The sequence below is a fragment of the Cupriavidus sp. genome (genome assembly GCF_057315035.1).
Map to the genome: position 1 here is coordinate 59,266 of NZ_DBHKYV010000013.1, position 12,650 is coordinate 71,915.

Consider the following 12,650-nt stretch of genomic DNA (forward strand, 5'->3'; position numbering starts at 1 on the left):
TGCTTCGCCGGATCGGCGACGATCTGCAGAATCTTGCAGACTCAGCCGGCCTTCGGCGGGCGCTGCGAGAAGGTACGTTCGAACACGCCTTCTGCAATGCGGTTCTTCAGCACTTCGATGGAACCTCCGGCAATCATCCAGCCACGGATGCGACGCAGGCAATATTCGACGATCGATTCCTGGCTATAGCCCATGCCGCCCATGACTTGCAGCGCTTCGTTCGCTACGTCCCAGCCCGCCTGATTGCAGGCCAGCTTGGCCATCGCCGTGCTATGTGCCGACGGCAGGCCGTGCTCACCTTCCATCGCTGCGCGGTACAGCAGCAATTGCGCCGATTCGAGTTTCAGCGCCATCTCGGCAAACTTCCACTGGATGCCCTGGAACTCGCACAGCTCGCGGCCGAACTGCTTGCGGATCTTTGCGTGTTCCTTGGCGATGTTGAAGCAATGACGGCCCAGCGCCAGCGAGCGCGACGAATTGCCCAGGCGCTCGACGTTGAATCCCGATATCTGCCGTTTGAAACCACCTTCGCCCAGCAGCAGGTTTTCCTTCGGAATGCGGCAATCTTCGAAGTAGAGCTGGCACCATTCCTCGCCGCTCATGAACTTCGAGGGCTCGCCGACCTGGAAGCCAGGCGCACCGCGCTCAACCAACACCGAGCCGATACCGCCAACGCCCGGACCAAAGCGCACGTAGATCAGGAAGAGTTCCGCCTCGGGGCTGTGGGTCGAGAAGATCTTGCTGCCGTTGATGACGTAATGGTCACCATCGAGGCGCGCCGAGGTCTTGAGCTCCGTCACGGCAGAGCCGGCGTCCGGCTCGGTCATGCCCAGCGCAATCAGCTTCTTGCCCGCCAGCAGGTCAGGCAGGAAGCGTGCCTTCTGCTCGGCCGACGCATACTCGACGAAGGTACGGATGGGGCCGAAGTTGCCCGCCTGCACAATGTCCGCGCTCTTCGGGCAGACCAGCGCCACCTCCTGAATGGCGATCACTGCGTGCATCAGCGTGCCGCCTTGGCCGCCATCTTCTTCCGGGAAAGCGATGCCCAGCAGACCTTGCTCTGCCAGCATGCTGGCCGCATCCCACGGGTAGTGAGCGGAGTGTGCGCGCTCCAGTGCACCCGGTGCCAGCCTGTCTTGAGCGAAACGGCGGACGGATTCCGCAAAGGCCTGATGTTCTTCGCTAAGTTCGAAATTCATTTCTGTCTCTCTCGTTGGATTCTTGACAGGTGTCAGGATCGCCCATCGAGGTCGAGTTGAGAACTTCGCGTTTGGATGTTAGCCAGAACAAATTGGAATGCCTGCGTTCAGGCCCGGATCATTTCTGGGATGCGCCGGCTTCCCGGGCAACCGTCTCCAGCAGCCAGTCGCGGAACGCCACGATTTTTCGCGACTCTCTCTGCACGTGTGGACGAACGAGGTAGTAGGCCTTGTCCCTGCGATAGGGCTGTTCGAACGGACGGATCAGGCGGCCGGACTCGAGCTCGGATTTCAGCATCGCCGTCTGACCGATGGCGATGCCAAGCCCATCGAGCGCAGCTTGCCACGTCATCACGGAGCTGCCGAAGCTCATGCGCTCCGTGTCCTTGGCGACGTCGGCCATTTGCGCGAACGCGAGCCAATCGTCCCAGTCCGCGCGTCGATAGTGCGACACCAGTAGCCGATGCTTTAGCAGTGGTTGCAGCGTCTTGCCCCGGCTCCCCTTGTGGTTCTGGAGGTAAGCCGGTGTGCAGACCGGCTCCATTTCGTCGCCAAACAGCATGTCGCTGTTGACCCGCGGCCAGCGCCCGTCGCCAAACTGGATGGCGAGATCCGCCGGATCGCGGTCGAAGTCCACATCCGGAATGGCATTGTCGATGCGTACTTCGATACTGGGAAACTGGGCCTGGAAATCCGGCAACCGCGGAATCAGCCACTTGGCGGCAAACGTCGTGTAGGTGCGCACGCGCAAGGCACCCTGTGAGGTGCTCCTGAGCAGCCGCGCCGTCGCGGTGGCCACGGCGTCAAAAGCTGGCACCACTTCATCCGCATAGCTTTGACCCGCACGCGTCAAGGTCACGCCGTGGCGTTCGCGACGGAACAGCTCAACGCCCAGATACATTTCGAGAACCGCAATCTGACGGCTGACCGCCGATTGGGAGACATGCAATTCCTGGGCGGCGAGCGTCAGGTTCTGCGTCCTGGCCACGACTTCGAAAACCCGCAATGGATTCATCGGAGGAATGCGTCGCGCCATGTCAGGGAACCTTGAGGAATGATTTTTTATTATATCTGAGCACGCTATTGGAAGTATTCAACGATTGTGGGTAGTCCCACCATTTTGATGATCCCCGCATTGCAGGGGGACATACTCATAAAGGGGACAACCATGCATCGTCGTACATTCCTGAGGGCTGCGTTTTCAACGGCTGCCCTGCCCGCGCTTGGCGCACTCTACGTACCAGCCGCGTTTGCGCAGGACAAATACCCTTCCCAGCCGATAACCGTGATCGTGCCATTCGCGCCGGGCGGCAACATGGACATCATCGCCCGGGCCGTGTCGGTGCCGATGGGTCAGGCCCTGAAGCAATCGGTCATCCTCGACAACCGTGCAGGCGCCGGTGGCGTGATTGGCCACGAACTTGCCGCGCGTGCCACGCCCAATGGCTATACGCTGGTAGCCAGTGCAAACGGCAGTTATGCTGTCACACCCCGACTGATACCGGGCCGTCGGCCATTTACCGCCGCTGACTTCGTCGGCATCGGCATGATCGCCGTCACGCCGCTGGTACTCGAAGTCCCGGCCGGCAGCCCCCACAAGACGTTCAAGGACTTCATTGCCTACGCCAAGGCAAATCCGGGCAAGGTGAGCGTGGCCCATTCGGGCAATGGCACCACCAACCATGTTGCGCTCCTGCGGATGCAGGAGGCGTTGGGCATCAAGCTGAACATCGTGCCGTACAAGGGGTCGGCGCCCGCACTGAATGATCTGCTGGGCAGCCAGGTGGATGCGATGGTGGACCAGCTGCCTAGTTCGCTTCCGCATATCCGCTCGAACAAGCTCCGTGCGCTGGCGGTGACGACGAAGTCGCGCGCACCCGATCTTCCCGACGTCGCGACACTGGCGGAACTGGGCGCCGCAAACTTTGATATCAGCACCTCGGCGGGCCTCCTGGCGCCCGCAAAGACACCACCGGAGATCGTGGCACAACTGAACAAGGCATTGAACGCCGCGTTGTCCGACCCGGACGTGCAGGCGCGGATCCGGCAAATGGGCTCGGTACCGACGCCGATGAGCGTCGCCGACTTCCAGGCTTACCTCAGGGAGGAAGACCGCAAGGCCGAGTCCCTGGTCGCAAGTGGCGCCCTGAAGGCGATGTAACCCTTCAGCACCAACATCCAATGCAAATCGCCACCCTGGAGGTGGCGATTTCGTTTGCAGTACTGCCGATTCTTATAACGATGGGTTGTCTACTCGAACCCGTACAGCCGCGCAGGGTTCGACACCAGGATCTTGTGAAGAATGTCCCTGTCCTTGGTCCACGCCGCAAGCAGGTCGACCAGGTGTCCCGCGTCGGGCACGTCCTTGTCCATATTGATGTGCGGCCAGTCGCTTCCCCACAGCATCCGATCCGGATTGGCCTGCAACAACCGCTCGTGATACGGCCGCATGTCGTCGTAGTCCGGATAGGCCAGCGATGGCCGGTAGGGCGTCAGCTTGACCCACAGATATCCGTCGGCCACCAGACCGCACAGGCGGTCGAATTCCGGGCTATCCAGCCCAACCTCCGGGCCACTACGCCCCATGTGGTCGAGTACAAACGGAATCCCGGCTGACCGGATCGTCGGCTCGAGGCTTTCCAGTTGGTCCAGCGTGGTCCATAGCTGCGCATGCAGGCCAATCTTCTGCATATGGGGCAAAAGCCGGTCGAGCGCGGACACGTCCACCGTGTTCTTGTACCGGGGCGATCCGTCCGCATTCAGCAACCTCGCGATTCGCAGGCCGCGAACGCCGGCGCGATACAGGTCCTGCAGTGTTTCGAGAGTCGTCTCCGCGTCCACCACGGCGACACCGCGCAGCCGGTCCGGCGCGTTGGCGATTGCGTGAAGCATGGCGCGATTGTCCAGTCCGTGCGCGGATGCCTGCACCAGCACGCCGCGCTGGCATCCGAGCGTATCGAGCATCGACAGATACCGCGCTACGGTGGTTTCCGGCGGCGCATAGGTGCGCTCCCCGGCCAGAGGGAACATCTCGTACGGCCCGAAGACATGGCAATGGCAGTCGCAGGCGCCGTTTGGCGTCTCGGCCTTTGGCCTGCGCGGCATCGGCGCGACAGCACTCCCGTACTGGCCTTCGGCTCGTTCGCTCATGGCAACGACGACGCTGTCTCGAGCGTCCACAGGCGTTGCAGCAAATCCTTTGCCGCAGCGGCGCCAAGCACGGGGCCTGCGAGTTCAAAGAACTTCTCGTCCAGATCCTCGTCGCTCAGCGGTTCCTCGGGATCGCCCTTGCGATTCGGCTGCAGATATTCGAACGCTTGCCCGTCACGCAGACGGACAGCCACCCGGGCCGCACGCTTGCCAGGAAACGCCGCATCGATCTCCGGATCCACCTGAAGATCGATGCGCTGCATCAGCGCACGCACCGACGCATCCGCAAGCCGCTCAGGCGTGAACGCCGCCAGGCGCACGCTGCCGTGGATGAGCGCATTCGACACCACGTACGGAAGGCTGAAGCGCCCTTCTGCCGCCGTCTGCGGATTCGGATTGCCGGCAACCTCCAGCGCTGGGCGATACGTTGCTACACGAACGCTTTCGATATCGTCCGCGGCAAAACCGTGCTGCCGCTGCAGGGCCTGCGCGCCATCGATCGCGGCAAACGTATGTCCGCAGCAAGCGTGGTTCTTGAACGTCATCTGGGTGATGGCGTATTCGCGCCCGAGCGTCGCGGCCGCCGCTTGCCAGTCCGGACCATTGCTCATGGCGCGTCCGATGCCAGCCTCGCCGTCAATAACATCGAGCGACCCGGTAACCCCTGCCTCGGCAGCCAAGGCCGCCAGAACCCCACCCTCCGCCGCGCGACCGGAATGCAACGGCTTCGACATCGAGTCCATGCGGAAGGCTTGCTGCAGGCCAGCGGCGAACGTAGCGCAGGTTGCCAAGGCATGAGCGGTCCGTTTGGCATCCAGCTTCAGGACGGCCGCCGCGGCAGCGGCAGCGCCAAACGTGCCGACCGTACCGGTGTTATGCCAATACTTGTAATGCGTCCGACCCATCGCCGCGCCAATGCGACAGGACACCTCATAGCCGATGATGACCGCTCGCAGGAATGCCTTGCCGTCGATCTTGCGTGCCTGGCCAGCCGCCAGCGCGGCCGCAATGGTCGGCGCACCCGGGTGATAGATGGCGTGCTTGTAGATGTCGTCCACCTCGACGGTGTGCGCAGCGGTTCCGTTGATCAGCGCGGCCGTTCTGACCGTTGCCTTCCGTCCCAGCGCCAGGCGTGCCTCACCGCGATCCAGATCTTCAGCCAACGCGGTCTCCAGCAACGTGCCAGGCGCTGCCACCGCGCCCGGAATCAATGCGGCATACCAATCGACGACCGCACGCTTGGCATGGTGGATAACTTCGCTCTGGTCGGCACCCGATCCCGGGTTTTCCGCATAGGCGGCAAATGTCTCGATGATTGTCATGTTTGTAGTCGCGTCGTGCGCACGTCTGGGTTCGGCGGATTCTGCATGGTGGCTCAACCAGCTACGCGTGACAACTTCCAATTCGGGACGCAGCCATGAGTTTTTAGAATCCCAAAAAACACCCGCCGCAAGCTCCCCAGCAATGACTTTTTGTTATGACACAGGGCGCAATGGGCATTTCTCCCACGCAGGGAAATCGCCCACTATTGCGACTAAACGAACGCCTCGTGTCTTGCGCCAACGCGATCGACAGCGCTCACGGCGGCGTCCAAGAATTTCTCGGAGACAACAGTATGCAATTCCCTCGTCCATTCCCGGGCGTGGCAGCGGGCGTCCTCCTGACGCTTGGCGCCGCCCTTGCTGCAACGCCCGCTACTGCCGCAGGCCCCTATCCTTCGGCCCCAATCCGGATCGTTGTTGGCTACCAGGCCGGCGGCCCGACGGATCTGACGGCGCGCCTGATCGCCAACGCCATGCAGGCGTCGATGGGACAGCCCGTCATCGTCGAGAACAAGGTCGGCGCGGGGTCGAATATCGCGTCGGAGTACGTCGCCTCATCCGCGCCTGACGGCTACACGCTGCTGCTGGCCGCAGCGCCAATCACGATGACGAAGTATCTGTACAAGAACCTGAAGTTCGATGTGCTGAAGAGCTTCGAACCCATTGCCAACGTGATGACTGCGCCGGCCGTGCTGGCCGTCTCGAAAACGCTGCCTGTGACCGACCTCAAGTCATTGATCGCTCTGGCAAAGCAAAAGCCCGGAAGCCTGACCTTCGGTTCTACCGGTCCCGGCGGCTCACAGCATCTTGCCGGCGAACTGCTCAAGCAAAAGGCCGGCATCGACATGCTGCACGTACCGTACAAGGGAGCGTCGAGTGCCTTGACAGACCTGATGGCAGGTAACGTCGACATGGTCTTCATGACCTCGATGTCGGCACTCCCGGCACTTAAGTCTGGCAATCCGCGTCCGTTGGCGGTCGGCTCGAAGAAGCGCCTGCCCCAGATGCCCGATGTCCCCACCATGGATGAATCGGGCCTGCCGGGATTCGAAGCGGACTCGTGGAACGGGTTGATGGCCCCGGCCGGTACGCCAGCTCCGATCCTTGACCGTCTCAACGCCGAAGTGAACAAGGCACTGGCATCGCCCGCCGTCCGCGACAAGCTCGAAGCACAAGGTGCAGTGGTCGTCGGTGGCTCGCGCCAGGACTTCAAGAAGTACCTCCATCACGAAGTCGATCGCTGGGGTGCGGTGTTCAAGACCGTGAAGATTTCTCTGTGATCTCGTTACCCGGCGGCAATGCCGCCGGTCTTCCGACGCTTGCATCACGGACCTGGGGAACTCTTCCATGCCACGCCTTCGCGTTCTTCACTTTGCTGCTTGTCTTGTCGCAGGACTGACATCTGCCACCTTTGCTCAGCAAGCATTCCCTGACAAGACGGTGACCATTCTCGTAGGATTCCAGGCAGGTGGCCCAGTGGATGCCACTGCGCGCATCGTCGCCGAGCAACTCTCCAAGGTCTGGGGCAAGCCGGTCATCGTTGACAACCGCCCCGGCGCCAATGGCACGCTGGCGGCGGCATTCGTGGCCAAAGCACCGGCCGACGGCCATACCCTGCTGATGGGTACCCGCAGTATCACAATGAACGCAGCGTTGTACACGAAGCTGCCGTATGACCCGAAGAAAGCCTTTGTCCCGATTGCTATCGCCGCGGCCCAGCCAAACGTGCTCGTCGTGTCGAAAGGACTGCAACAGAAAGACTTGAAGTCCCTGGTTGCAGCCATGAAGAAGGATCCGAACAAGTTCACCTATGCCTCGACCGGCAACGGAAGCATTCCGCATCTCGCAGGCGAGATGTTCCAGAAACTCTCCGGAACGAAGTTGCACCACATTCCCTACAAGGGCGGATCAGCGCTGATCGTCGACCTGCTTTCGGGCCGGGTTGATATGTCCTTTGCCGGGCTGGGAACCGTCATCGACCAGGTAAGGCAGGGACAAGTCATTCCCATTGCAGTTGCCTCCGACACGCGCTCTCCGCTATTGCCTGACGTTCCAACCTTCGCTCAAGCCGGACTTGCCGATTTCAACGTCGACACCTGGTACGGATTGCTTGCTCCCGCGGCCACTCCGCCCCAAGTCCTGCAGAAGATCAATGCAGACGTCAATCAGATCCTGCAAAAACCCGATGTGCAGCAGCGCCTGGCGCAAGGCGGCTCATCCGTCATGACGGTCAACCTGGACGGCTATCGCAAACAATATGACCAGGACCTGGTCAAGTACGGCGCGCTGATCCGCGAGCTGAAGCTTCAGAACGATTGATCAACCGAAAGGGAAATAGCCATGCCTCATGTAGAGTCCCGCAAGGAGCACGCAAAGGTATGCAGCAGGCACGTATCGCGTTGACCGTTTCACCTGATGGAACACCATTGGGAATGGAGAACGCGCGCCATAGAATCATCCGGCAGGGCAACCACCTTCGTGGTGTCCTGAGAATCACGCTTAGTTTGACGGAGGCATCTTGATCACGGAACCACGGCTGACCTTGCTGATGTCAGCCAAGGCGATTGATGTACTTGGCGAGCTTGTTGAGGAAGTGCTCGCGGATGTACCGCACAAGCTCGTCACGCCTGAACACCTATTGTCTGGAAACGAGCCTGGCGGCGCGGACATTGCATTTCTTTCGCGGGACGTTACGGCAGATTCCGGCAAGGTCCAACTTGCGCCATCGTTGACGCAGTACTACGAGGCCATGCGTGCATCGCCACGCCTGAAATGGTTCCAGGCTCATTCGGCCGGAGCAGACCGACCGATCTTCGCCGAAATGATCGGCAAAGGCGTCACCGTCACAACGGCATCCGGCGCCAATGCCACGCCGGTTGCGCAAATGGCATTCCTCGGTGCGCTGGCCCTGGCGCGCAAACTGCCGACCCTGATCGAATCACAGCGCAACAGGCGGTGGGAACCGTTTCTTGGTGATCGCGCTCCCCGAGACATCGGCGGACAAACAGCCATCGTCGTTGGACTCGGCCCGATTGGCCTGGAGGTCAGTCGTTTGCTGAAGGCCGTGAATGTGCGCGTCATCGGCATCAACCGTTCCGGCGAGCCCGTGGATGGCGTCGACGAAACCTTCGCTTTCACCGACCTTGACCGAGTGCTACCCGGCGCCTCCATCGTCGTGCTGGCCTGCCCGCTTACCGACATCACACGAGGCCTGATGAACCGACGCACGCTCGCGCTCTTGCCGCAGGGCTCGCTTCTGGTCAACGTCTCGCGCGGCGAAATCGTGAAGCAGTCCGAGCTCATCGATGCGCTGGCGTCCAACCATCTCGGGGGCGCATTCCTCGACGTGTTCGAGCATGAACCGCTCGATGCCGAATCCCCACTATGGACATTGCCGAACGTCCTGGTCTCCCCGCACACGGCAGGCCACACTACGGGCCACTACGCGCAAGTCGGCAAGATTTTCCTGGACAACCTGCGCCGTTGGAAAAACGGCAAGCCACTGCGTAATGTCGTCGCGGCGGCGTGACATCGCGACACCCGAACCATCCGCCCCGCCTGGCCAAGCCAAACCCAAGGAGTGTTTCATGAGCAAAACCGGTGTACTCAATATCCCTTCGATGCGCGAGCGTTGCAGCGAGGCCGAATGGCAGGCGCGCGTCGACCTTGCGGCATGCTATCGCCTGGTGGAGCTCTACGGCATGGCCGACATGATGGCCAACCATATCTCGATGCGCGTGCCGGGCGAAGACAACGCCTTCCTGATCAATCCGTACGGCATGATGTACGAGGAAATCACCGCGTCGTGCCTGATCAAGGTCGACCACGACGGCAAGATCCTTTCCAAGCCGGATTTCGGTGCGCTGGACTATGGCATCAACAAGGCCGGATATGTGATCCACAGCGCGATCCACGAAGCACGCCCTGAAGTCGCCTGCGTGGTTCATACCCATAGCTGGGCGTCGATGTCTGTGTCCGCACTGGAATGCGGACTGCTGCCGCTTACCCAGACCTCCATGCGCTTCCTGAAGGTGAAGTATCACGACTATCAGGGCGTGGTGCTCGATACCGCGGAACAAGCTTCGCTGCTCGAGGATCTTGGCCGCGGCGAAGCGCTGATCCTGCGCAATCACGGCGCGCTCACGGTTGGCAACACCGTCGGCGAGGCATTCAACTGGATGCACCGCCTTGAACTGTCGTGCCGCGCGCAACTCGCTGCAATGGCATGCGGCACCAAACTCAGCGAAGTTCCTGCCGACGTGCTTGAAGCGACCTGGAACAACTATCAGCCCAACACACGTCGTCCGTTTGGCGTGATGGAGTGGCCCGCGCTGCTGCGCAAGCTGGATCGCATGGATCCGAGTTTCCGTGATTGATGCCAGATTTATTCGATGACTCCCTGGCCTCAGGCCAGGGGCCAATTAAGGATGCGAACCAACCGTCAAGCTCACGTCGCCCGCGATGTCCTTGAACGACATCGTGCCAACGGCGCTCTGCGAGATGTACTCAGTGACGCGCTTACGGGCAAATTCGATGTACTCGCTCTCGTCTACGCATCTTCGACACAGATGCGGTCGAGCCTGTAGCCGGCCCTGCCCCAACGTACTCTCACGCGCGAGTGTTCTGAAGCAGGACTTCGAGAAAGCGGTCAACGATCAGATTTTTTCGGCGACCCTTCCGCGTAGCGATGCCAAGTGTCACTTCAAATTGCATCTCTTTGGGAACCAGCGGCGCGAGCATGCCTTTCTCAACCCAGCTCGCGGCAAAATGGTCGGGCAGAAAGCCGATGTATTCCCCAGTGAGAATCAGGAATGCGATGCCTTCGCGGTCGGTCGCCGTTGCCGCACAGTTCAACCCCTGGTGCAGTTGCATGGCTTCCGCGCTCATGCGGTAACTTGGCGCCACCGCAGGCAGCGCTCCCAGGTCAGACATTCTGACTTTCTTCGCGGAAGCAAACAGCCTGTGGTTTCGGCTGCAATAGAGCTGCGAGCGCTCTTCGTATAGCGGACTGTAGTCGAGCGTCGAAAGCGTGGTGAGCATTGGCAACGCCCCAATATGGATTCTGCCATCCAGCAGCCCCCGCTCAATCTCGCCAGGCGTACTCATACTGATATTGATGCGCACGCCATCGCTTTGGCGCCGGATCGCCTTCAAGGCGTCGGGAATCCGCATCTTCGGCTGCGTAACCAGGTTGTTCATGAGCCCGAGGTTAAGTTCACCGCGCAGGCTTTGATGCAACTGGTTCACCTCGGTGCGGAAGCCGTCAATGGCAGCAAGTACCACCTCGCCGGCCCTAAGAACCTCTCGCCCCTCATCCGTGAGGGCAAACCCCGCACGCCCCCGCTGGCACAGTCGGACCCCCAGACGCTTCTCAAGTTCGCTCATGTGAAGGCTGATCGCAGATCGCGAGATGCCTAACGTACTTTCGGCGGCAGTGAAGCTACCTACTTCTGCAACCGTGCGGAAGACGCGTAGCAGTCGAAGGTCGAAGTCCGTGACCTGGGCGAGCGGAAGCTTCTTCATAGGTGAGCAAAGCAATAAGTAATCGTTAGAAGAATTATATTTTACTCACGCATGAGAAAGGCCAAACTCCAGCACGTAGCCCCTTCATCAAGGAATCCCCGTGAACCCCTCCGCCGCCCACGCCCTCAAGAACAAGGCTGACCTGAACTTCAGCGCCCATTGGATGCCGTTCAGCGCCAATCGGAATTTTCGCGAAGACCCGCGCTTGATCGTCGCAGCCGAGGGACGTTACCTGATTGACGCGGATGGCCGCAAAGTATTTGACGGCTTGTCTGGCTTGTGGACCTGCGGCGCCGGCCATAGCCGCAAGGAGATTCAGGAAGCAGTGGCTAGTCAACTGGGAACGCTGGACTACGCGCCGGCATTCCAGTTCGGTCACCCCCTCTCGTTCACGCTCGCCGAGCGCATCGTGGACATGATGCCTGGCAACCTGAAGCACGTCTTCTATACCAACTCCGGCTCCGAATGCGCCGATACAGCCGTGAAAATGGCCCGCGCATACTGGAGGCTCAAGGGCCAGCCGGCGAAGACCAAGCTCATAGGCCGAGCCCGGGGCTATCACGGCGTGAACATCGCAGGAACGAGCCTGGGCGGGATTGGTGGCAACAGAAAGACGTTTGGCCAGTTGATGGACGTGGACCACTTGCCACACACGCTGCAGGCAGATTGTGCATTCACCAGGGGCCAGGCAGAAACCGGCGGCGTCGAGCTTGCCAACGAGCTTCTGAAGCTCATCGAATTGCACGATGCGTCGAACATCGCGGCAGTCATCGTGGAGCCGATGTCGGGCTCGGCCGGCGTGATTGTTCCGCCGAAGGGCTACCTCCAGCGTTTGCGCGAAATCTGCGACCAGCACGGCATCCTGCTGATTTTCGATGAAGTCATCACGGGGTTCGGCCGCATGGGTGAAGCAACGGGTGCCGAGTATTTCGGCGTTACCCCTGACCTGATGAACGTCGCCAAGCAACTGACCAACGGCGCCATTCCAATGGGTGCGGTCATCGCATCCAGCGAAATCTACGACACGTTCATGAACCAGTCGGCACCGCAGCATGCCGTCGAATTCGCCCACGGCTATACCTACTCGGCCCACCCCGTTGCATGCGCCGCGGGCCTGGCGACGCTTGACCTGCTCAAGCGCGAGAACTTGATTCAGAAGGCAGCGGACCTCGCCCCCCATTTCGAAAAAGCGATTCATGGCCTCCGCGGCGCCAAGCATATCGTCGACATCCGGAATTGTGGTCTGGCCGGCGCCATTCAGATCGCCCCGCGCGGCGGTGATGCGACCATCCGCCCATTCGAGGCAGGTCTTGCGTTGTGGAAGAAGGGGTTCTATGTCCGATTCGGCGGCGACACGCTCCAGTTTGGTCCGGCGTTCAACACCACGACCAGCGAGCTCGACAGCATGTTTGACGCCGTTGGTGGAGTGATCGAAACCATCGTCTAAGACTCAACG

The 12,650-nt window shown here is 60.8% G+C and carries 11 protein-coding genes; 6 read left to right on the forward strand and 5 right to left on the reverse strand.

All coding sequences use genetic code 11. From position 1 onward, the window contains the following. Nucleotides 1-41: 41 nt before the first annotated feature. Nucleotides 42-1,199 carry an acyl-CoA dehydrogenase family protein gene (locus ACO550_RS17535; RefSeq protein WP_315593252.1) on the reverse strand — a complete coding sequence of 386 codons (1,158 nt, stop codon included), beginning with the start codon at nt 1,197-1,199 and terminating at the stop codon, nt 42-44. A gap of 118 nt (nt 1,200-1,317) precedes the next feature. Continuing rightward, nucleotides 1,318-2,235: a transcriptional regulator GcvA gene (gene gcvA, locus ACO550_RS17540; protein WP_315593253.1), complete on the reverse strand. Its 918-nt coding sequence runs from the start codon at nt 2,233-2,235 to the stop codon at nt 1,318-1,320. 132 nt (nt 2,236-2,367) lie between these two features. Here gcvA and ACO550_RS17545 point away from each other — a divergent pair, with 132 nt between their 5' ends. Further along, nucleotides 2,368-3,360 carry a tripartite tricarboxylate transporter substrate-binding protein gene (locus ACO550_RS17545; RefSeq protein ID WP_315593254.1) on the forward strand — a complete coding sequence of 331 codons (993 nt, stop codon included), beginning with the start codon at nt 2,368-2,370 and terminating at the stop codon, nt 3,358-3,360. Nucleotides 3,361-3,449: 89 nt separating this feature from the next. On the opposite strand, the gene ACO550_RS17550 is transcribed toward ACO550_RS17545, so the two are convergent. Together ACO550_RS17550 and ACO550_RS17555 are read right to left on the reverse strand one after the other, a co-directional pair. Continuing rightward, on the reverse strand, nt 3,450-4,349 hold the full coding sequence (locus tag ACO550_RS17550; protein WP_315593255.1) for an amidohydrolase family protein: 900 nt from the start codon (nt 4,347-4,349) through the stop codon (nt 3,450-3,452). Continuing rightward, entirely contained in the window at nt 4,346-5,671 is a 1,326-nt protein-coding gene (locus tag ACO550_RS17555) for an MmgE/PrpD family protein (protein ID WP_315593256.1), read from the reverse strand. Before ACO550_RS17555 ends, ACO550_RS17550 begins: the two co-directional genes overlap by 4 nt. Nucleotides 5,672-5,964: 293 nt before the next feature. On the opposite strand from ACO550_RS17555, the gene ACO550_RS17560 reads away from it, so the two are divergent. The 4 genes from ACO550_RS17560 (at nt 5,965) to ACO550_RS17575 (ending at nt 10,047) form a co-directional block, all read left to right on the forward strand. Next, nucleotides 5,965-6,951 (forward strand): tripartite tricarboxylate transporter substrate binding protein, encoded by a 987-nt coding sequence (locus ACO550_RS17560; protein ID WP_315593257.1) that lies wholly within the window; start codon nt 5,965-5,967, stop codon nt 6,949-6,951. A gap of 67 nt (nt 6,952-7,018) precedes the next feature. Next, nucleotides 7,019-7,990 (forward strand): tripartite tricarboxylate transporter substrate binding protein, encoded by a 972-nt coding sequence (locus ACO550_RS17565; RefSeq protein ID WP_315593258.1) that lies wholly within the window; start codon nt 7,019-7,021, stop codon nt 7,988-7,990. Between the two features lie 229 nt (nt 7,991-8,219). After that, a complete protein-coding gene (locus ACO550_RS17570; protein ID WP_315593259.1) occupies nt 8,220-9,200 on the forward strand; it encodes an NAD(P)-dependent oxidoreductase in 981 nt (326 codons plus the stop codon). A gap of 58 nt (nt 9,201-9,258) precedes the next feature. Continuing rightward, nucleotides 9,259-10,047 (forward strand): class II aldolase/adducin family protein, encoded by a 789-nt coding sequence (locus ACO550_RS17575; protein ID WP_315593260.1) that lies wholly within the window; start codon nt 9,259-9,261, stop codon nt 10,045-10,047. A gap of 232 nt (nt 10,048-10,279) precedes the next feature. Here the strand turns inward: ACO550_RS17575 and ACO550_RS17580 are convergent, their stop codons facing one another. Further along, on the reverse strand, nt 10,280-11,194 hold the full coding sequence (locus tag ACO550_RS17580; protein ID WP_315593261.1) for a LysR substrate-binding domain-containing protein: 915 nt from the start codon (nt 11,192-11,194) through the stop codon (nt 10,280-10,282). 94 nt (nt 11,195-11,288) lie between these two features. On the opposite strand from ACO550_RS17580, the gene aptA reads away from it, so the two are divergent. Further along, nucleotides 11,289-12,641 (forward strand): omega-aminotransferase AptA, encoded by a 1,353-nt coding sequence (gene aptA, locus ACO550_RS17585; RefSeq protein ID WP_485994920.1) that lies wholly within the window; start codon nt 11,289-11,291, stop codon nt 12,639-12,641. The last annotated feature ends 9 nt before the right edge of the window (nt 12,642-12,650 follow it).